The 20,405-nt window shown below is 69.9% G+C and carries 12 protein-coding genes, 1 tRNA gene and 1 pseudogene; 7 read left to right on the plus strand and 7 right to left on the minus strand.

Going from position 1 to position 20,405, the window contains the following annotated elements; translation table 11 throughout:
- Positions 1 to 111: 111 nt before the first annotated feature.
- A complete protein-coding gene (locus QHF83_RS13990) occupies positions 112 to 3,522 on the plus strand; it encodes a prenyltransferase/squalene oxidase repeat-containing protein (RefSeq protein WP_282418312.1) in 3,411 nt (1,136 codons plus the stop codon).
- Positions 3,523 to 3,839: 317 nt separating this feature from the next.
- Here QHF83_RS13990 and QHF83_RS13995 read toward each other — a convergent pair whose 3' ends face one another.
- The gene (locus tag QHF83_RS13995; protein ID WP_282418313.1) at positions 3,840 to 4,373 is read right to left on the minus strand and encodes a tellurite resistance TerB family protein; all 534 of its coding nucleotides are present in this window, start codon (positions 4,371 to 4,373) and stop codon (positions 3,840 to 3,842) included.
- A 93-nt stretch (positions 4,374 to 4,466) separates the two neighbouring features.
- On the opposite strand from QHF83_RS13995, the gene QHF83_RS14000 reads away from it, so the two are divergent.
- A complete protein-coding gene (locus QHF83_RS14000) occupies positions 4,467 to 6,269 on the plus strand; it encodes an FG-GAP repeat protein (protein WP_282418314.1) in 1,803 nt (600 codons plus the stop codon).
- On the opposite strand, the gene QHF83_RS14005 is transcribed toward QHF83_RS14000, so the two are convergent.
- On the minus strand, positions 6,223 to 6,663 hold the full coding sequence (locus QHF83_RS14005; RefSeq protein ID WP_282418315.1) for an arsenate reductase ArsC: 441 nt from the start codon (positions 6,661 to 6,663) through the stop codon (positions 6,223 to 6,225). The two genes, QHF83_RS14000 and QHF83_RS14005, sit on opposite strands and share 47 nt — an antisense overlap.
- Positions 6,660 to 8,609: a selenocysteine-specific translation elongation factor gene (gene selB, locus QHF83_RS14010; protein ID WP_282418316.1), complete on the minus strand. Its 1,950-nt coding sequence runs from the start codon at positions 8,607 to 8,609 to the stop codon at positions 6,660 to 6,662. The genes QHF83_RS14005 and selB overlap by 4 nt, the downstream gene beginning before the upstream one ends.
- Before the next feature lie 46 nt (positions 8,610 to 8,655).
- On the opposite strand from selB, the gene QHF83_RS14015 reads away from it, so the two are divergent.
- Positions 8,656 to 8,750 (plus strand) — tRNA-Sec (locus QHF83_RS14015).
- A 176-nt stretch (positions 8,751 to 8,926) separates the two neighbouring features.
- Here the strand turns inward: QHF83_RS14015 and QHF83_RS14020 are convergent.
- Together QHF83_RS14020 and QHF83_RS14025 are read right to left on the minus strand one after the other, a co-directional pair.
- Positions 8,927 to 10,306: a sigma 54-interacting transcriptional regulator gene (locus QHF83_RS14020; RefSeq protein WP_282418317.1), complete on the minus strand. Its 1,380-nt coding sequence runs from the start codon at positions 10,304 to 10,306 to the stop codon at positions 8,927 to 8,929.
- Positions 10,307 to 10,322: 16 nt separating this feature from the next.
- A complete protein-coding gene (locus QHF83_RS14025; protein WP_282418318.1) occupies positions 10,323 to 11,420 on the minus strand; it encodes a serine/threonine-protein kinase in 1,098 nt (365 codons plus the stop codon).
- A gap of 209 nt (positions 11,421 to 11,629) precedes the next feature.
- Between QHF83_RS14025 and QHF83_RS14030 the strand changes: the two genes are divergently transcribed.
- The 4 genes from QHF83_RS14030 to QHF83_RS14045 all read left to right on the plus strand — a co-directional run bounded on the left by QHF83_RS14030 (position 11,630) and on the right by QHF83_RS14045 (position 18,083).
- Complete coding sequence (locus QHF83_RS14030) at positions 11,630 to 12,019, plus strand: CesT family type III secretion system chaperone (RefSeq protein ID WP_282418319.1); 390 nt, start codon at positions 11,630 to 11,632, stop codon at positions 12,017 to 12,019.
- A gap of 46 nt (positions 12,020 to 12,065) precedes the next feature.
- Positions 12,066 to 12,893: a PspA/IM30 family protein gene (locus QHF83_RS14035; protein ID WP_282418320.1), complete on the plus strand. Its 828-nt coding sequence runs from the start codon at positions 12,066 to 12,068 to the stop codon at positions 12,891 to 12,893.
- A 16-nt stretch (positions 12,894 to 12,909) separates the two neighbouring features.
- Positions 12,910 to 15,741 (plus strand): cation-translocating P-type ATPase, encoded by a 2,832-nt coding sequence (locus tag QHF83_RS14040; RefSeq protein WP_282418321.1) that lies wholly within the window; start codon positions 12,910 to 12,912, stop codon positions 15,739 to 15,741.
- 413 nt (positions 15,742 to 16,154) lie between these two features.
- A complete protein-coding gene (locus QHF83_RS14045) occupies positions 16,155 to 18,083 on the plus strand; it encodes a hypothetical protein (protein ID WP_282418322.1) in 1,929 nt (642 codons plus the stop codon).
- A 351-nt stretch (positions 18,084 to 18,434) separates the two neighbouring features.
- Here the strand turns inward: QHF83_RS14045 and QHF83_RS14050 are convergent, their stop codons facing one another.
- A complete protein-coding gene (locus QHF83_RS14050; protein ID WP_282418323.1) occupies positions 18,435 to 19,880 on the minus strand; it encodes an MATE family efflux transporter in 1,446 nt (481 codons plus the stop codon).
- Between the two features lie 71 nt (positions 19,881 to 19,951).
- Positions 19,952 to 20,405 (minus strand): annotated as a pseudogene (locus tag QHF83_RS14055) (hypothetical protein); the annotation flags it as partial.

Below are 20,405 nucleotides of genomic sequence, written 5' to 3' on the forward strand. Positions count from 1 at the left end.
GACGCGCGGTTTGTCCGGGCGTCCGATCGCCTTCGCGATCGCAGGGGGGGACCAGTTCAGGGGTGCCGCCGGTGAATGCCGCGGCTGTGAATGACGAACGAGGTCCTTAACATGAATGGGAAGGCAGAGAGGCTCGACTACGACATCGCCGTGATCGGCGCAGGTCCGGTCGGCTGCGTGTCGGCGCTCGCGTTCGCGGAGCGAGGCGCCCGGGTACTCTTGCTCGAGTCGAATCCGCGCGCGGTCGAGCGGCTCGCCGGCGAGTGGTTGCACCCGCCCGCCGTGGAGATCCTCCGCGGGCTCGGCGTGGATCTCAAGGCCGGCGCGACGTACGAGTCCGGCCGCGGGTTCGTCCTGTACCCCGACGACGGCACGAACCCGATCCCGCTGCCCTACCGCGCGGGAAACGTCGGCCACGCGATCGAGCACGTCCGGCTCGTCGAGCGGCTGCGCGAGCGCGCGATGGGCGAGTCGCTCATCGACTATCAGCCCGGGTCGCGCGCGACGAACATCGTCGATCAAACCCTCTCGTACCAGCAGAAGGGCGGCGGGACGCGTATGGTCCGCGCCGGGCTCGTCGTGGGCGCGAGCGGGCGCAGCGGCGTGGCGCACGCGGCGCTCTCGATCGACCGGAGCGCGGCGACGTACTCGCGCATGGCGGGGCTCTTGCTCGAAGGCGTGCGCATGCCGCTCGAAGGGCACGGGCACGTGTTCCTCGGCGGGCCGGGGCCGGCGCTCGCGTATCGGATCGACGATCGGCACGTGCGGCTCTGCCTCGACGTGCCGCTGTCGATGCGCGTACAGCGCAGCAAGGCGGCGACGCTCTGGGAGGCGTTCTCGCGCATCCTGCCCGAGGCGCTGCGGGGCGCGTTCCGCAAGGCGCTCGAGAGCGGCGAGATCGCGTGGGCGACGAACCAGATCCGCCCGCGCGTCGATTACGGTCGCGAGGGGCTCGCGCTCGTGGGCGACGCGGTGGGTCACCACCATCCGCTCACGGCGCTCGGCATGACGCTCGGCTTCCAGGACGCGGTGGCGCTCGCCGAGGCGAAGAACTTCCGCGCCTACAGCCGCGGGCGCACGATCCAGAGCCGCGCGCCGGAGATGCTCGCCGTCGCGCTCTACGAGGTCTTCGCCGATACGTCGGACGAGACGGCGGCGATCCGCAGCGGGATCTACGATCTCTGGCGCGAGCAACCCGCGGAGCGGATGCGCACGATGGGCTTCCTCTCGTGCGAGGACACGAATCCGCTGCATTTCGGTGGTTCGTTCCTGAAAGCGCTGCTCCGCGCGTCGAGCGCGATCGTGCGCGACGGCGTGGTGCGGCGCGATCCGCGGCACGCGGCGGAGGTCGCGGGCGAGCTCGGCATGCGGCTGCGCTGGCTGATGCGGGCGACGCTGCACCTCACGCCGGCCGAGCCGACGCGGGATTTCCCGCGGTCGGCCGAGGATCGATATGGCGCGGCGCTGAAGGCGGCGGCCGGGCGCGCGGAGGTGCTCGAGCATCCGGCGGCGGAGCGCGCGACGCGGCTCGGAAAAGCGCGGCTCGAGCCGCGGACGGCGCTCGCGCGGGGCGTGCGCGCGCTCGTGGCCGAGCAGGCCGAGGACGGGTCGTGGGAGGGCGAGGTCATCTGGAACCCGATGCTCGCGGCCCAGTACGTCATGGCGTGCCACGTGATGGGCTTGCCGATCGATCCGGTGCGCCGGGAGCGGATCTTGCTCCAGTTCGCGCGGACGCGGCTGCCCGATGGAACGTGGGGCATGCACGAGCTCTCGCAGCCCTACCTGTTCGTCACGACGCTCGTATACGTGGCGGCGCGTCTGCTCGGCGTGCCGGCGGAGGATCCGCTCGTCGCCAAGGGGCTCGGATTCATCCGAAAAGAGGGCGGCGCGGCGGCGATCCCGAGCTGGGGCAAGTTGTGGCTCGCGCTCTCGGGTCTTTATGGCTGGGAGGGCGTGCCGAAGGTGCTGCCCGAGGCGTGGCTCTTGCCGCGATCGTGGGCGCTGCACCCGTCGAAGTATTATTGCCACACGCGGTACATCTACCTCGGCATGTCGCTGCTCGTGGCCGCGCGGCGGAGCGCGCCCGAGACGGCGATCACGCGGGCGCTGCGGAACGAGCTTTACCCGGGTGGGTTTGGCGCGGTCGATTTCTCGGCGGCGCGGCGGCAGAGGCGCGCGGCGGAGCTCCAGACGCCGCCGAGCCTGGCGGTCGAATTCGCTTATCAGGCGTTCGAGGTCGTCGATCGGATCCGGACGCCGAAATCGCGGGCCGGACTGCTCGCGGCGCTCCGCGAGGAGGTGCGTTACGATCTGCGCGCGAGTGGCCATACCGCATTGTCGCCGGTGAGCGGGCTGCTCGGGATCCTGGCGCTCTGGATGAACGATCCAAAGGATCCGGACGCGATGCTCGCGCTCGAGCGGTTCGAGGGCTGGATCTGGGAGGACGACACGGACGGCGTGCGGGTCGCCGGGGCGCGCAGCGCGACGTGGGATACGTCCTTCGCGGCGCAGGCGCTCGTGGCCGCATCGAAGCACGTGGACGTCTCCGAGGCGCTCGCGCGGGCGGATCGATTCTTGGAGGACCAACAGATCCGCGAGGTGGTCGGGGACGCAGCAGCGCACGACCGGCTCGATCCACGCGGCGGGTATTGCTTTGCCGGGGTCTGGCACGGCTGGCCGGTGAGTGATTGCACGGCGGAGGCGATGCTCGCGCGGCTGGAATCACCGCAAGCGCGCGCCTCGGCCGAGGACATGGCGGCAGCGGTGCGGTTCGTGCTCCGGTGCCAGAACCCGGACGGCTCGTTCGGCAGCTACGAGGCGCGCCGGACGATGATGCCCCTCGAATGGCTGAACCCCGCGGAGATGTTCGGGGATTCCATGAGCGAAGCGGCGTACGCCGAATGCACGGCCTCGTGCATCGCGGCGCTCGCGGCCTTCCAGAAGCATTACCCGGAGCTCCTGCGGAACGAGGTCGACTCCGCGATCCGCCGCGCCGCGGCGAGCCTGCGCGCGCTGCAGCACGCGGACGGCTCGTTCCCGGCAGCCTGGGGCGTGTGCTTCATCTACGGGACGATGTTCGGCGTGCGGGGCCTGCTCGCGGCAGGCGCGCCGCCGCACGACCACGCCATTCGGAAGGCGTGCACGTGGATCAAGGCGCGGCAGCGGCCGGACGGCGGCTGGGGCGAGCACCACGAGAGCGCGCTCCGCGGGCAATACCGCGAGAACGATCGGAGCCAGGTGATCCAGACGGCCTGGGCACTCACGGCGCTACTCGAAGCAAAGGATCCAGACTGGGACGCGATCGATCGGGGCGCGCGGTTCCTCGCCGCCGCGCAGCGCGACGACGGCACGTGGCCCGCAGAAGAGCCGGCCGGCCTCTTCTTCCGCACGGCGCTATTGCATTACACACTGTACCGGAGCTATTTCCCGATCGCTTCGCTCGGCCTCTACGAGACGCGCAAGGCCGAACGCGAAGCCTGGGGACGCGAGCGCGCAGCCGCGTTCGAGCCGGCATTCGGTTGAGGAGGCGCGTCGCTGGGGCGTTGCCCCAGGCCCCACCCGGGGCTATCCGCCCCGGGACCCGGACCAGCGCAAGCGCTGGACCCTTGGTCGATGAACTGCGCGATGCGCAGTTCATCGAACAGGTCGAGGCAAGACCAGCTACGACCCTGCCAACCAAGACCGCCGTGACAGGCAACGCTGTCCCAGGTCTTGCCACCGGCCCGTTGGAAGAACTGCGCATCGCGCAGTTCTTCCACCCCGAGTCCAGCGCTTGCGCTGGTTCGGGTCGAGGGGCGAACAGCCCCCGCGGGGTCCGGGGCAGAGCCCCGGCGCGGCGGTCAGCCGTGCGCCTGGCCCATGATCTTGTGCAGCTCGTCGATCGAGAAGCCGAAGGCGCGGGCGAGGGACTGTAGCGCGAGGCCTTCCTTCTGACCGACGCCGCCGTCGAGCCATGCGACGGCGGAGGCGACGAGCAGGGTCGCGCGGCGGAGTTCCGGATCTGGCAGGAGCTCGGCGATGGCGCGGGCGCGGGCGTCGATGCCCTCGGAGGCGCGGCCCTGGGCTTCGCTTGCCATGGCGGCGAGATGGTCTGCGGCGAACTTGTTCTCCGTGAGTGCGCCGACGCGCTCGACGAGCCGATCGGATTCGCTGCTCGTGTAACGTCCGTCTGCGGAGGCGACCAGATACGCGGCCTCGACGAGCGCGCCGATCTGGGCGCCTACGTGCGCCTCCTCGGCGGCGTGCCGGGCTTCGGCCTCGGCCTTCGCGGCGGCTTCGCGCTCGAGCATTTCCTTGTATGCGTCTGCCTGCGCGAGGGCTTCCTGCACCGCCGCGACGTTCCCGAGGCTCCCCAGCCGCTTCACTTCCGCCATGATGACCTCCCTTTCGGGCAGGGACCTTCGCACGTGAGCGGCGGCATTGTCCACGCCCTTCCGGCGCGCGGGGGCGATACGATACCGGCCCCCATGCCCAAGCCGCCCCGCCCTCCGACCTCCGCTTGGCTCGCCGTGCTCTTGCCCCTCGCCGCCTGCGATCTGGGCGCCGTGGCGCCGGAGCACGTCGCTCGCGCCTCTGCGGCGCTCGTCGCGACCGAGGCGATGGAGCTTTTGGCGCCTGACGGCGATCCGAGCGACTTCTTTGGCTTCTCCGTGGCGCTCTCGGGGGACACGGCCATCGTCGGAGCGCCCGACGAGGACACGAAAGGCACGGACGCGGGCGCGGCGTATGTGTTCGTCCGGACGAACGAGGTATGGACGTTCGAGCAGAAGCTCGTGGCGAGTGACGGCGGGCCGGGCAAATGGTTCGGGCACGCGGTGGACATCGACGGGGACGTGGCCGTCGTGGGATCGCCGAGGGGCGACGGCGGGGTGCCGGCGTCGGGCGTCGTGTACGTGTTCGCCCGGACGAACGGGGTTTGGACGCAGCAGCAAAAGCTGTTCGGGAGCGACGGGAAGCCGGGGGATACGATGGGGCAGGCGGTCGCGGTCGCGGACGGGACGCTCGTCGCGGGGGCGCCGGCCGAGGACACGAAAGGCGCGGACGCGGGGGCGGTGTACGTATTCGGCGAGAATGGGGGCGTGTTCACGCAGCAAAAGAAGATCCTCGCGGCGGATGGGCAGGCGGGGGATCGGTTGGGGGCGTCGGTGGGTTTGTCAGGGAAGACGGTGATTGCCGGCGCGCCGGGGGAGGACGACGCGGGGGCGGATGCTGGCGCGGCGTACGTGTTCGTGGGCGCGGGGCCGGTGTGGAGCCAGCAAAAGAAGTTCCTCGCGGCGGATGGGCAGGCGGGGGACGCATTCGGCTCGGCGGTCGCAATCGAGGGGGACGCGGCGATCGTGGGCGCGCCGCTCGCGAATGCGGCCGGGGGCGACGCGGGAGCAGGGTATGCATTCGCGCGCGCCGGGCTCACGTGGGCGGAGGCGGGCAAACTCGTGCCGGCGGGGCTCGGCTCGGACGATCGGCTGGGGACGAGCGTGGCGATCACGAAAGGTCGCGTGATCCTGGGCGCGCTCCTCGACGATACGAAGGGGTCGAATGCGGGCGCGGCCTACGTGTTCACGGAGAGCGGGGCCGGATGGATCGAGGATCTCCTGCTCGTGGCGGGTGACGGGACGGCGGGCGACGCCTTCGGGTTTTCCGTGGCCATGGAAGGGGAGACGGCGTTCGTCGGCGCGTATCTGGAGGACGATACCGGGACAAACGCGGGCTCGGCGTACGTGTTCGTCCTGAAAAGCGAGAATGGGGAGGCCTGCACCACGGGCGCGTCGTGCGCGAGTGGTTTTTGCGTGGATGGCGTCTGCTGTGACAGCGCGTGTGATCTCGGCATGTGCGATGCATGCTCGATGGCCACGGGCGCGAGCGCGGACGGGGCGTGCACGCTGCTCACGGGGACGGCTTGCGACGACGGGGACGCGTGTACGGCCTTCGATACGTGCGTGGAAGGCGTGTGCACGAGCGGAGCGCCCAAAGATTGCGGCGGCGCGGCATGCGTGGACGGCCAATGCATGACGGAAGCGGACGCAGGTCCGGATGCGGACGCGGGCGCGGACGCAGAGGCGGAGGCGGGCACGGATGCGGCGGCGGACGCGGAGGCAGATGCGGAAGCCCCCGCGGACGAAGCCGTTCGCCTTTCCGGCGGCGCTTGCCAGATTCGCCGAGGCACGGGCGAACGTGCCGGCTGGTTTTTCCTGACGCTCCTCGCGGCCGCGCTCCGGCGGCCCTTCAGGTCCGGTCGAGGAGCGCCGCGAGGGACTCGAGTTGCCCCTTGATCTCGTCGCGCGCGCGTCGGAATCGCGCGAGCATCTGCTCGCGGCCGAGGCTCGGATCGTCGCTCGCGGGATCCTCGATCGGCAAGTAATAGTGCTGCTTGTCGCCCAGGGTCGCCGGACAAACCTCCTCGTCGCAGAGGCGGATCACCGTGTCCACGGAGTCGGGCTCGATCGTGCCCACGAATTTCGAGGTGTGTCCGCGGAGGTCGATACCGATCTCACGGCAAACCTCGATCGCCCACGGGTTCACGTGGGAGGGCTCGCTGCCCGCGCTCTGGACGCGGATGTCGTCCCCGAAGATGGCGCGCCCGAGACCTTCGGCCATCTGGCTACGCGCGGAGTTTTTCACGCACAAGAATACGACGGAGCGAACCTTCGGACGTTGGAACGTCATTTCCCCCTCACCCGGCTGTCATCGGCCTCGCGCCGCGTGACTCCCTCCCGATCGAACAATTCGAGGAGCGGAATCGCCTGCCTCCGCCCGAGGCCCGATAGATCCTTGAAATCGGCGATCGACATGCGGCCGTGTTTGTCGAGGTGCTCCTTCACCTGGGTCCGCAGCGCGTCGATGTTCGCCCGGAAAAACCAGAGCTCGCCGGCGTGAATGGCGTGCCCCTCGCGCACGAGCTTCGCCAGGATCGCCTTCACTTCCTTGGGCGAAGCGCCCGAGGCCTCCTTGACGCCGAACTCGGTCAACCCCTTGAGCTGCGCCTTCTCCAGCGCCGTGAGCGCCGCGCCGAGCGCGCCGAGCGCGCCCGAAGCCGACGCAGCCGTGACCGCCGGCGCGCGCACGACGTCGCCCTCGACGACGATGGGCTCGCCCGCGACGCTGCCGCTCTTGGAAGCCGCGAGCTTGATGATCTCGTCGGCCGCCTCGGCCCCGGCCCGCGCAGCGAGGCGCGCGCGCAAGGTCTCGAGGACCATGCCACGATCGAGGGGGTTTTTCTTTTGATGTGCAACGACGAGCCCACGCGCCTCCACGGCGAGCTCGACGAGCGCAGCACGAGGCACCCAGCCAAGGCGCTTGATGCGCGCGAGCTCGCCCTTGTCGCCGAGCTTGTCCGCCGCGCGTTCGAGCTCGGCCGCAGGCAAGGAGAAGCGCGAGGGCAAGGCGTCGCGCGGGAGCGTGCGCGGCGAGGTTTCGAGGGCAAGCGCGCGCATGACGGCCTGCGGATCGCGGGAGGCAAAGAGGGCTTCGAGGACGGCGAGGCGCGCAGCGCGGCCGCGCCTGCGCAGGCTCTGGGGCGGGCGCGCGTCGAGGACTTCGCCGCCGCCGAGCACGGCGCCCGCAGGGCCGTCGACGTCGGAGCCGCGAAGGACGAACCTGTCGCCGCCGACGACGGCGAGCGCGTCGGCGAGGCGCAAACGAGCGAGGCGGCGGCCGTCCTCGAGCGGTTCGCCGAGGAGATCGAGCTTGCCCGAGGAGCGCGCGGTGCCGATGTACACGGAGACGCTCATGCCGCCGCGCACGGGGGCCGTGGCGCGGAGCGAGACGTCGATGCGGCGCGTGGGGACGACGCTGGGATCGTCGGTGACGAGGTCGCCGCGGTGCACGGATTCGAGCGGCAATCCCGCGAGGTTCAAGGCGAGGCGGGTCGGGGCCTCGGCGAGGTCGACGGAGCGATCGTGGACGTGGAGGCCGCGCGCGCTCGTCTTGTGGACTTCGCCCTCGGCGCTGCGCTCGCCCGCGCGGCCAGTGCCGACGACGAAGAGGGGCGCGCCGAGCGGGATCTTGCCTTCGACGAGGGTGCCCGTGACGACGGTGCCAGCGCCGCGCACGGAGAAGACGCGGTCGACGCCGAGGCGCGCGCGCGGCGCGGCGGCAGGCAGCGGGAGCGCGGTCAAGGCGCGCCTGACAGCGTCGCGTACCGCGTCGAGGCCCTCGCCCGTACGCGCCGAGCAGAGGACGACCTCGGCCTGCATGCGGTCGGCGAGGAGCTCGACGGCCTCGTCGCCGGCAAGGCGCGCGAGCTCTTCGCCGACGCGATCCATCTTGGTGACGACCACGACGGCGCGGCGAATGCCGAGTAGCTCGCAGGCGGCGATGTGCTCGCGAGTCTGCGGCATGACGCCCTCGTCCGCGGCGACGACGAGCATCACGACCTCCATGCCGATCGCGCCGGCGATCATGGTGTGCACGAGGCGGCGGTGGCCCGGGACGTCGATAATGCTTACTTCGATGCCGTCGCCGAGGCTCCACGGCGCGAAGCCGAGCTCGATGGTGATGCCGCGCCGCTTCTCCTCGGGCAGGCGATCGGTATCGATGCCCGTCAAGGCGCGGACGAGGGTGGTCTTTCCGTGGTCGACGTGACCCGCGGTGCCGAGGACGAAGCGACGCACGGGGCGAGGGTAGCCCTGCGCGAAGAAACCCGCTAGAAGGGCAGGTGGAAGCGCGCGGTCGGCTGGTGCCACCCCCGGTCTTCAAAATCGGTGCGGGGCAGTTCCGCTGTCCTGGGCAGGTTCGATTCCTGTGCGCTTCCGTCGTTTTTCAGCGCAGCTGCGCGGAGGGGGCTCCACGGCGTTGCGCCGGGGTTTCACCCCGGGCCCGAGCAGGGGCTATCCGCCCCTGCACCCGGACCAGCGCAAGCGCTGGACCGTTGGTGCATCGGCCGCGATGCGGCCGATGCAAAGGGGAGTGATTTGCGGGTGGTGGCCGATCAGGCGTCGCCGCCCTCGGTCTTGCCGTGGATGCCGTGCCGTTTGAGGTAGGTGCGGACGTGGGCGCGCTCCATGCCGGCGCGGCGCGCGATTTCCGAGATGTTGCCCTTCGCTTCGTCGAAGAGCGCCGCGAAGTACTCGCGCTCGAACCGCGCGAGCACGTCGTGCTTGGCCTCCTGGAAAGCCTTGCCCTTGAACGACGCGCCCGCGCCGGTCGAGACCGGCCCGCCTGCGCTCGACGGCGGCGGGCCCGCGACGTGCGGCTCGTGGATCTCCGTCAGCGCTCCCAGGTGCGCCGCGACGTCGAGCTCCTCGCCCTCGCCCCCGAGCGCATACGCCACCGCGACCGCGTTCTTCAGCTCGCGCACGTTGCCCGGCCAGTCGTGGCGCATGAGCCGCTCGAGCGTGGAGTTACTGACCCGATCGAACGAGCCCTCATCGCCGCCGAGATCTCGCAACATGCGGCGCACGAGCACCGGGATGTCCTCGAGCCGCTGGCGCAGCGCGGGCAGCTCCACGCGCACCTGCGCCACGCGGAAGTAGAGGTCGCTGCGGAAGGCGCCGGTATTCACGGCCCGCACGAGATCCCGCCGCGTCGCCGCGAGCACACGGACGTCGACGTCGCGGTACGAGGAGCCGCCCACGCTCTTGATGCGGCGCTCCGCGAGCGCGCGGAGTAGCTTCGGCTGCACCTCGATCGGAAGCTCGCCGAGCTCATCGAGGAAGATCGTACCGCCCTCCGCCTCCACGAACGGCGAGAGGCGCTTGTCGACCGCGCCCGTGAACGCTCCGCGCTCGTGGCCGAAGAGCGTCGCCTCGGCGAGGCTCGACGGGATCGAGCCGCAGTCGACGACGACGAACGGCTTTTTCGCGCGCGCGCTCGCCTGGTGGATCGCCTGCGCCACGACCTCCTTGCCCGTGCCCGTCTCGCCCGTGATCAGCACGGTGAGGTCCGTCGGCGCGACCTTGGAGAGTTTTTCGAAGATGCCGCGCATGCCGGCGCTCTGCGCGACGAGCGGGCCGAAAGCCGGAATCGCGGGCACCGTGATCCGCTCGGGGCGCGCCGGCTCGAACGAGAGCTCGGTTTCGCCGAGCCGGAGCTTGCACGCGGCGAGCAGGAAGACCTCGCCGACGCGCACGCCGCCCGCGAACGTGCCGTTGCGGCTGCCGAGATCCCGCACGCGCACGCCCTGCTCGGTGGCCACGAGCTCGGCGTGCACGGCGCTGATCTTCGCGTCGTCGAGCACGATGCTGCACTGGGCGTTGCGGCCGACGATCACCGGCTCGGTGCCCACTTCCACCCAGCCCGCTTTGCCGGCCTTGATGCGGCCTCCGCGGACTTCGACCTTGTTTCGTGAAAGGACGGTCGCGTCGTTCACGGCGTCACCCGATTCGTCACCTGCCGGTCCTGCGTCCTCGCCCCGGCTCGAAGGAAACGTCGGGCGCCTGCCCGAGCAGCGGCGTGTCCACCGTCTCCGTGGGCGGATGATCGACCCACGTGGGCAGATCGTCCTGGCTCCCCGCCGCCTCCGATTCGTCCGCGACCGTCGGCGGATCGGGCGGCGCGAGGTTGAGCGACGAGGGCTCCGGCGCCCGCGGCGGCGGCGGCGGCTGGATCGCGCGTCCGCCCGGCGCGAGCGTGCGCCATGCGTCGAGCGCCTCGCGCGCCGAGGCGAACCGGTTCTCGCGCTTGCGCTCGAGCGCGCGCTCGAGGAACCGCTCGATCCCCGCGGGCCAGCGGTCGCCGGTCGCCTCGGCCAGGCTCGGCGCTTGTCGTTCGAGCTTCATCGCCACGAGCAGCGCCGCCGTGGTCCCTTCGAAGGGCAGCCGCCCCGAGAGCGCGCGGAACGCGACCGCGCCGACCGCGTAGATGTCCGCCCGTTCATCGGCCCGCGCCGCGCCGCGCACCTGCTCGGGGGCCATGTACGCGAACGAGCCCAGCGTCGCGTCGAAGGCCGTGAGCGTAGGCTCGTTCTGCTCGCCGTCGCCGCGCTTGAGCTTCGAGATGCCGAAGTCGAGGATCTTCGCGCGCTCGGGCCGCTCGGGGTGCGCCGTGCGCTCGAGGAAGATGTTTCCGGGCTTCAGATCTCGATGGATCACGTCGGCCGCGTGGGCCGCGCCGAGCCCGCAGAGCACGTCCTCGATGATCGGGAAGACCTCGGTGAACGGCAGGTATTGCTCGCGCTTCAGCCGGTCGGCCAGGCTCTCACCGTCGAGCCGCTCGAAGACCAGCAGATGCGCCCCGTCGGGCGTCTGGCCCACGTCGAGCAGGCTGCAGACGTAGGGGCTCTGGATGGCCGAGGCGATCTTGGCCTCGCGCTGGAAGCGCTGCACGAGGTCGGGCTTCACGGCGGCGCGGGCGAGGAGCACCTTGATGGCCACCTCACGCCCGGTCGTATCGCTGCGAGCAGCCCACACCTCGCCCATACCGCCGCGGCCGAGGAGGCGGGTCACTCGGTAGCCCGCGAGGATGTCGCCAGGGTGGATCGCCACGGACCGGGGGTTTGGGGGCGAAGCTCGGGTCATCCGAGCGTAGTCCCCAAGCGTTGACCTGCAAGAAAGACCGTACCAGCGAAGGCCCGGATATTGGAAGGGAGAAACGCGGCGCTTGTTTCTCGGGAAACGCTTGCTCGCGCGGGCACCGGAAAAGTGTTCGGATCCCCTCGACCCTGCCTTGCACTGCCTGTACGCTCCGGCCGGCCATGCCGCGAACCGCCGAGGACGTAGAGAGCTTCCTCCTGCAACTGAACCGCCCCTTCGAGATCGACGGCGGGACTTACCTCGTCTCCGCAGGCGCGGAGAAGCCGCCGATCGCGATCCGCGTGGCGCCGCCGATCCTCGCCGTGCGCGTGGCGATCGGCCCGCTGCCGAAGGATCCCGAGCACCAGAACAAGCTGTTTCGTCGGTTGCTCGAGTACAACGCGACGGACCTGATGCACGCCGCCTACGGCATCGCCGATCACACCGTCGTGCTCTCGGCCGCGTTGCCCCTCGACAACCTCGACCTCAACGAGCTCGAGGCCACGCTGAGCGACCTCGATCTCGCGTTGGCGCAGCACGTGCCGACGCTCCACGATCTCGCCACCACCTAGCTCACCTAGCTCGCGAGACCAGTTCTCGGACGAGAGGCCAATCGAGATGGGAATTTTCGCGCGACTCGCCACCCTCATCAAGTCGAACCTGAACGACCTCATCAGCCGCTCGGAGGACCCCGAGAAGATGCTGAACCAGGTCGTCATCGACATGTCCAACCAGCTCATCGAGGCGAAGAAGCAGGTGGCCGTCTCGATCGCGGACGAGAAGCGGCTGGCGAAACAAGCCGAGCAAGAGGCCGCGAACGCCGCCGAGTGGGAGCGGCGCGCGATGCTCGCGATCAAGGCCGGCGACGACAATCTCGCGAAGGAAGCGCTCGCCCGGAAGAAGGAGCACGACCAGCTCCACGCCTCGTTCAAGGATCAGTGGCAGAAGCAGAAGCAAGCGGTCGAGCAGCTCAAGACCGCGCTGAAGCTCCTGAACAACAAGATCGAGGAGGCCAAGCGCAAGAAGAACGTGCTCATCGCGCGCAAGAAGCGCGCGGAGGCGCAGAAGGCCATCCAGGAGACGCTGTCCGGCCTGAACAACGCCTCCGCCTTCGAGACGTTCGATCGCATGTCGGCCAAGATCGACCAGATCGAGGCCGAGGCCGAGGCCGCGGGCGAGATCCAGGAGCAGTACACCGGCGACACGCTCGCGCACCGCTTCGGCCAGCTCGAGGCCACGCAGGGCGCCGAGGACGAGCTGCTCGCGCTGAAGCGCAAGATGGGCGTCGCGCCGCCCGAGCCGCCGAAGGAGGTCGCCCCCGCGCAGGTGCGCGTCGCGGGCCCGGCCCCCGCCCCGCCGACGCAGGCCGAGCAAGACGAGCTCGCCGCCGCGCTCGCCGAGCTCGAAGCAGAAGAGCAACGCGAGCAAGCCCGCATGAAGCGCTAGTCGAGTAGTACCTGCCATGAGTGAAGCTGGGACGACGGGCACGGGATCCGTCCGCCCTCCCCCGGAGCAGCGCGCGCCTGCCAGCAAGGCGCAGCCGCCAGCGACCGCGGGGAAGGACGGGCCCGTTTACACAGAGGACATCGACGCCCTTTTGGGTCGGCTCGGCGCGAGCTCGATCGACGGGCTCGACGAAGCCGAGGCCGCGGCGCGGCTCGAGAAGTACGGCAAGAATCGGCTCCCCGATCCGCCGCGGAAGAGCACGCTGCGAAGGCTGCTCGAGCAGTTCGCGAACCCGCTCGTCCTGACGCTCCTCGCCGCCGCCGCGATCGCGGTCGTCGTGGGCTTCACGGACCACGAGGGCGGGTTCCTGAGCCGCTTCGGCGACGCGATCGCGATCCTGCTCATCGTCATCCTCAACGCGTTCCTCGGCTACTACCAGGAGCGCCGCGCCGAGGCTGCGCTCGACGCCCTGCAGAAGCTCAGCGCGCCGGCTGCGCGCGTGCGTCGCGGCGGCAAGGTCCGGGTCATCCCGGCCGAGGAGGTGGTCCCGGGTGATCTCCTCGAGCTCGAAGCGGGCGACGCGATCGCGGCCGACGCGCGGCTCGTGCAGACGATCGACCTCGCGACCGAAGAGGCGGCGCTGACGGGCGAGAGCACGGCCTCGATGAAGGACGCGCTCTCGCCGGTGGGGGCCGACGCGCCGCTCGGCGATCGCGTGAACATGGTCTTCACGGGGACGACGGTCGTGCGCGGCAAGGCGCGCGCCGTCGTCACCACGACGGGCAGCGGCACGGAGCTCGGCCGGATCGGCGAGATGATCAGCTCCGTCGGCGAGACGAAGACGCCCCTCGAAGAGCGCCTCGAATCGTTCGGCACGACGATCCTGCGTGTCTGCCTCGTGCTCTCGGCCGTTCTCCTCGGCTGGGGCTTTCTGCGCGGCGGGCGGCCGTGGCACGAGCTCTTGCTCGAAGCCGTGAGCCTCGCGGTCGCCGCGATCCCCGAGGGACTCCCCGCGATCACCACGATCACGCTCGCGCTCGGCATGCAGCGTATGGCGCGGCGCGGGGCCATCGTGCGCAAGCTGCCGGCGGTCGAGACGCTCGGCGCGGCGACGGTCATCGCCTCGGACAAGACCGGCACGCTCACGCAGAACGAGATGACCGTGCGTGTCGTCTACGCGGGCGGCAAGCGCTACCAGGTCACGGGCGAGGGCTACGATCCGCACGGCGGCTTCCGGCACGAGGGCGAGATCGATCTCGACCTCGACAGGCTCCCGGCGCCGCTCACGTACACGCTCTCGACGGCCGCGCTCTGCAACAACGCGCACCTCGAGCAGGACAGGGAGACGAAGAAGTGGCGCATCGTCGGGGATCCGACGGAAGGCGCGCTGCTCGCGCTCGCGGCCAAGGGCAACCTCGCCCGCGAGTCCGTCGCTCCCTCGCACCAGTTCGTCCACGAGTTGCCCTTCGACAGCGACCGCAAGCGCATGACCGTGATCACGCGCGACAAGAACGGCCGCGAGATCGCGCACGTGAAGGGCAGCGTCGACGTGCTGCTCCCGCTCTGCGTCAAGTACGCGAGCGACGACGGCGTGCGTGGCCTGACCGAGGAGGATCGGCGCACGATCACCCACGTCGCCGAGGAGATGAGCGGGCAGGCGCTGCGCGTGCTCGCGATCTGCCGCCGCGTGCGCAAGGACTCCGCGGAGGACGGCGACGTCGAGCGAGAGCTCACGTTCCTCGGCCTCGTGGGCATGATGGATCCGCCGCGCGGGGGCGTGAAGGAGGCCGTCGCGACGTGCAAGGCGGCGGGCATCCGCGCGGTGATGATCACGGGCGATCACAAGCTCACGGCGACGGCGATCGCCAAGGAGATCGGCCTCTGGGACGAAGGCGACGAGGCGATCACGGGCTCCGAGCTCGCGAAGATGACGGACGAGGAGCTCACGAAGCGCGTCGAGCACCTGCGCGTCTTCGCGCGGACCACGGCCGAGCAGAAGCTCCGCATCGTGCGGGCGTTCAAGGCCAAGGGGCACGTGGTGGCGATGACGGGCGACGGCGTGAACGACGCGCCGGCGCTGCGCGAGTCGCACATCGGCGTGGCGATGGGCCTCGGGGGCACGGACGTCGCACGGCAGGCCGCGGACCTCGTGCTCGCGGACGACAACTTCGCCACGATCGTCGAGGCCGTGCGCGAGGGCCGCGCGATCTACCGCAACATCCAGAAGTTCATCTTCTTCTTGCTGTCGTCGAACATGGGCCTGCTCGTGGCCGTGTTCGTGGTGTCGTTCTTCGGCAAGTGGCCGCCGCTGACGCCGCTCATGATCCTGTGGATCAACCTGGTCACGAACGGCCTGCCGGCCCTGGCGCTGGGCATCGATCCGCCGGATCCGCACCTCATGCGCGAGCCGCCGCGCGACACGGCCGAGGGCCTGCTGAACCGCCGCGACTACCTCGGAATCCTCTACGTCGGCGGGATCATGGGCGCCGCCGCGGTGGCGCTCTACGTGATGTCGCCGCAGGACGAGACGGGCCTCTTGCAGACGCGGGCCCTGGCCTTCTCGCTGCTCGCGCTCTCGCCGCTCTTCCACGCGTGGAGCTGCCGGAGCCCGATCCTCTCGGCGTTCTCGTCGAAGCCGCTCGTGAGCCTCCCGCTCCTCCTCGCGTGCGCGGCGAGCGCGGCGATCCACCTGGTCGCGATCCTGGTGCCGAGCCTGCGCCCGGTGTTCCGGACCTACGCGATGTCGCCGAACGAGTGGATGCTCCTCTTGGTGCTGTCCGCGCTCGTGGTGCCGGCCGTGGAGGTCGCCAAGGCGATCGATCGGGCGATCCGACCGCGAAAGGCCTGACCGAGGGTCTCCAAGCGTTCGAGCCCCCTCGATCCACAGTGACGCGCGCGTCTCCAACCCTTCGACCACGCGCGCGTCACGCTCTCCCCTCCCCCCTTCAAAGCTTCGAACCCCCCTCGCGTCACGGTGACGCGCGCGTCTCCAACCCTTCGACCCCCCTCGGTCCAAGCTGACGCGCGCGCCTCCAACCGTTCGATCCCTCTCGCGTCACGTTCTCCCGTCCCCCCCTCGAACGTTCGAACACCCACGCGTCACGGTGACCAACCACCGTTCAAACGTTCCATCCCCCTGGACACACGATTGACCGCCTCCCGCTCGCCACTTCGCCCGGGTATCTTCGCGGGAACAACCGCCTCCGCGGGGCCTCAACACCCGGTGAACAAAGGTCCCCTACCCCCGTCCATAACCTGCTCATGACGCCCCACCGCGCTCGCTTCGGCTCCGCCCTCACCGCCCTCGCCGCCCTCGCGGGGGCCTTCTTCGCCACCTCTCCCGCCGCCGCCGAAGGGTCGGCCGTGCGCGCTGCGCTCGTCGAAGCCAAGTCCATCAAGCTCGACGGCGTCCCCAAGGAGTGGCCCTCGTTGATGGCGCTCTCGTACGCCACCAAGGGCAAGCCGTCGAAGACGGACCTCGAAGCCAAAGCCGCCCTCTCCTACGACGGCACGAGCCTCTTCGTCGCCGTCGACGTCACCGACGACGTTCTGCGCGGCGGCGGCGGCGACCACGTCGCCCTCACGCTCGGCTTCCCGGGCGGCGTCGTGCACGAGGTGCTCCTCTACCCGGGCGACCCGGGCAAATCCCCCGGCGCGGCCAAGACGAAGGAAGGCAAGGCCATCACGGGCGCGAAGGTCATCGAGGCCCCGCGCAGCGGCGGCTGGACGCTCGAAGCGACAATCCCCTGGACCGCCTTCCCCCCCGCCGCCACGACCCGCGTCGGCCTGCGCGGCGCCATCCACGTGCACGACGCCGACACGGGCAGCACGCTCGAGTCCTCGATCGGCACGGCGCCCTCGACGAAGTACGAGTCGCTGCCGCCCGTGTCGATCGAGAGCGAGCAGGCGCTCGCCGAGGGGCTGCTCAAGGAGAAGAGCGTCCGCGGCGCGCCGAAGTTCAACCTGATCGCGGACGTCGCGGGCGACGCGCTGAAGGAGCGCGTGCTCGTGTGGGATCGGTACCTCGTGGTCCTCGGCCCAACGTTCCGCAAAGGCACCGAGTATTACTGGAACGACCTCGGCGTAGACGTCTCCGCGGGCATGTTGCCCTCGTTCGAGGCGCGGGATCTGACGGGCGACGGGCAGGCGGAGCTCATCCTGCGCAAGCGTCTCGGGACGTCGAAGAAGTACCGCGAGTACCTGCAGGTGTTGCAGTTCGGAAAGTCCGACGTGCCGGCGACGCTCTTCCAGCACGAGATCGCGGTGGTGTCGGAGAAGGGCGCGGTCGAGAACGAGGTTCGCTTCGACAACGACGGCGCGAAGGTCGCCATCACGATCCTGGCGGGCAAGGCGAAGGAGTTCCACGCGGGGAGCTACAACGAGCCGCGCGAGAACACGATGGATCCCGTGCTCCTGCCCTGGGAGACGATCGCGTCGCGAACGTACAAGTGGAACGGCAAGGCGTTCACGAAGGCCGGCGAGGCGACGCAAGCCGCGACGCCTCCGCCCGCAGCCGTCTCCAAGCCGTCCGGCGAGACGGTGAAGCCCGAGGCGCCCAAGGGCCCGAGCGCCGGAGAGCTGCTGGAGCAGGTGTACGCGCTCTACAAGAAAGAGCGCAGCGTGACGGGCAAGCCGCGGTTCAACGTGTCCGCCGACGTCTCTGGCGACAAGCAGGCCGAGACGGTGCTGCTCCACGATCGGGACCTCGTGATCTTCGGCAAGGGATTCAAGGGCGGTACGGGCTACTCGTTCCTGTCCCTCTCGCAATTCACGAAGGGCACGGACATCACCGAGGTGAGCGCGATGGATCTGACCGGCGACGGCAAGGCCGAGATCATCGTGCAAGGCACGCTGCACTCGAACGCGACACTAGATTCGGGCAGCGGCACGGTCGATCGCGACGTGCTGCTCGTCTACAAGGTCGAAGGCGAGGGCCTGAAGCGCGTGTTCGCCGCAGAGATCGGGCGCTCGATCGGCAAGAAGAAGGTGAGCGGCGCCCACCGATTCGTGAAGGCCGGCAAGCTCGTGGAGATCGAACTCGCCTCGGGCAAGGCAACCGAATGGACCGCCGCGACCTACCCCTTCGCGCAAGAAACGAGCGCAGTCGGCGGCATCGAGCCGCTGCTACTCCCCTGGAGCAACCTCAGCCCGGTCCGGTATCGGTGGACGGGCTCGGCGTTCGGGCGCTGAGCTGAGCTGAGCCGCCGAGCCGGGGCGCTGCCCCGGACCCCGCGGGGGCTGTCCGCCCCTCGACCCGGACCAGCGCAAGCGCTGGACCTTTGGTGGAAGAACTGCGCGATGCGCAGTTCTTCCAACGGGCCCGTGACAAGACCACGGAGGTCGTCGCACGCAGCGACACGTTGCCGGTTGAAGCGTCAGCGCTGCCTTCTTGGTGGGCAGGGTCGTGGCTGGTCTTGACCTGGCCTGTTCGATGAACTGCGCGGAGCGCAGTTCATCGACCCCGGGTCCAGCGCTTGCGCTGGTCCGGGTCCAGGGGCGGATAGCCCCGGTGGGGCCTGGGGCAACGCCCCAGCGCGACGCCTAAAGTGCGATCTTCTTCCAGTCGCCGCTTCGGAACTTGAAGACCATCACGCTTGCGAGGAGCACGGCGTACACGACGCCGGCGGCCCAGATGCCCATCAGGCCGAGGTTGAGCGTGATGCCGAGTAGCCATGCGAGGGGCACGAGGCAGAGGAAGTGGAGTACGAGCTCCACGATCATCACGAAGCGCGAGTTGCCTGCGCCGAAGAGTGCTTGCGTGAGGATCATCCCGATCGCGATGATCGGCGTGCAGATGCCCATGACCCGCATCGGGCCGAGCGCGACGTCTCGCACGACGTCGCTGTGCGTGACGAATGCGAGGATTTGCGGGGCGAAGACGGCCTCGCAGAGGCCCACGACGCCGAAGATCAGGAGGCCCAGACGCACCGAGGTCCAGCCGAAGATCTCGGCCTTGTCGCCGTTGCGCTCGCCGAGTGACTGCGCGACGAGCGTGGCCGTGGACGTGCCGAATGCGAGGCACGCGGTGAACGTCAGCTTGAGGACGCCGACGATCACCGTGGTTGCCGCGCCGTTGACGGGCTCGGCTTTGCCGCCCGGGCACATCGCCGAGACCACGCCCATCGGGTGCACCTCGTCGAGTTTGCCCGCGATCATCGCGAAGAGCGCGAAGCCCGTCATGACTGCGATGGTCGCCACGCCGCTCGGGATCGAGAGCTTCAGGACCGACCAGGTGAGCCCGCGGTCCAGGTTCTTCCAGCGGAACGGGGCGTAGAGCTTCCGGAACTGCGGCAGGAGCGCGTAGCCGACCATGATCGCGAGGCCGACGTACGTGGAGACGAACCCCGCGATGCCCGCGCCTGCGATGCCCATCTTCGGGATGCCGAGCGCGGCGTTGCCGAAGATGAGCAGGAAGCAGAGCACGATGTTCAGCGCGTTCATCACGACGGCCGAGACGAGATGGATGTGCGTCTTGCCGATGCCGTCGAAGAAGGCCTTGAACGCGAAGGTCGTCGCCATCGAGGTGACGCCGAGCAAGCGCCAGCGCAGGTATTCGTCCGCCGCCGTGCGAGCGCCCTCGACCTTGATGATCGCGCCGAGGATGTAGGGCGTGGCGAGGTAGCCGATCGCGGAGAAGATGACGCCCGCGACGAGCGCGAAGAGCGCGGCGTTGAAGAGGACCGCGCCCGCGTCTTCGTGGTTCTTCTCGGCGAAGCGACGGCCGACGAAGGCCTGCGTGCCGACGGAGATCGCGGAGAGCGAGCCGCCGAAGAGCCAGAGGACGATCAGCGACGGGAGGAGCGCGGCTTGCGCGTTCGACGACTCCGGGCAGGGCAGCCGCGCGAAGAAGACGATGTCGATCTCGTTGACGACGCTCTGCGTGAGCATCGCCCCGACCGTCGGTAGCGCGAGCTTGAGAATGGCTCGGTGCGGCGGGCCGGAGGTGACGAGGTTTTCACCCACGGCGGGCGGAGCAATCTGGGCCATCGAGTGTGCGCGGTATACAACGTGACGGCGCGCGATCGAGCAAAATGAGCGCCGCCCTGGGAGCTTGACGCTTACTTGGTCTTGTTCGCCGGCTTCGAGCCCTGCCCGCCTTCGGTGGGTTTGGAGGCCATGCGGGTCTTCTTCTTGCGCCTCAAACGAGCTTGCTCGTCCTTGTCCTTGGATGCCGGCTCGGCGTGCGAAGGTTCGGTCGGCTCGACGTGCGCGACGTCGTCGGCGTGGACGACCTTGTTCGCCCCGGCAGAAGCCTTGTCGCCCGAGGCGGGCGTGACGCTCGGCTTGTCCGCCTGCGCGACGGCCGCGACCATGTTGCTGCTCGCCGCGGCCTCCTTCTTGGCCGCGCGGTTCGACGGGCGAGGACGCGCGGGCGCGGGGCGCGGCGGCTCCGGGTCGGCCGAGATCGGGACCTCGGCGAGCTGGAGCGGCTCGGGCGCGGCCGCAGGCTCGGGCGTGGGCGCAGGCTCGGGTGCGGGCGCAGGCGCGGGCGCGGGATCGGCCGCGGGCGCG

The sequence above is a fragment of the Polyangium sp. 15x6 genome (genome assembly GCF_029960785.1).
GTDB lineage: Bacteria > Myxococcota_A > Polyangia > Polyangiales > Polyangiaceae > Polyangium.

Coding starts and splice junctions, on each gene's coding strand:
- QHF83_RS14030 (WP_282418319.1), top strand. CDS start 11,630: ATGCCGCGAACCGCCGAGGACGTAGAGAGCTTCCTCCTGCAACTGAAC.
- QHF83_RS14035 (WP_282418320.1), top strand. CDS start 12,066: ATGGGAATTTTCGCGCGACTCGCCACCCTCATCAAGTCGAACCTGAAC.
- QHF83_RS14005 (WP_282418315.1), bottom strand. CDS start 6,663: ATGACGTTCCAACGTCCGAAGGTTCGCTCCGTCGTATTCTTGTGCGTG.
- QHF83_RS14000 (WP_282418314.1), top strand. CDS start 4,467: ATGCCCAAGCCGCCCCGCCCTCCGACCTCCGCTTGGCTCGCCGTGCTC.
- QHF83_RS14050 (WP_282418323.1), bottom strand. CDS start 19,880: ATGGCCCAGATTGCTCCGCCCGCCGTGGGTGAAAACCTCGTCACCTCC.
- QHF83_RS13995 (WP_282418313.1), bottom strand. CDS start 4,373: ATGGCGGAAGTGAAGCGGCTGGGGAGCCTCGGGAACGTCGCGGCGGTG.
- QHF83_RS13990 (WP_282418312.1), top strand. CDS start 112: ATGAATGGGAAGGCAGAGAGGCTCGACTACGACATCGCCGTGATCGGC.
- QHF83_RS14040 (WP_282418321.1), top strand. CDS start 12,910: ATGAGTGAAGCTGGGACGACGGGCACGGGATCCGTCCGCCCTCCCCCG.
- QHF83_RS14045 (WP_282418322.1), top strand. CDS start 16,155: ATGACGCCCCACCGCGCTCGCTTCGGCTCCGCCCTCACCGCCCTCGCC.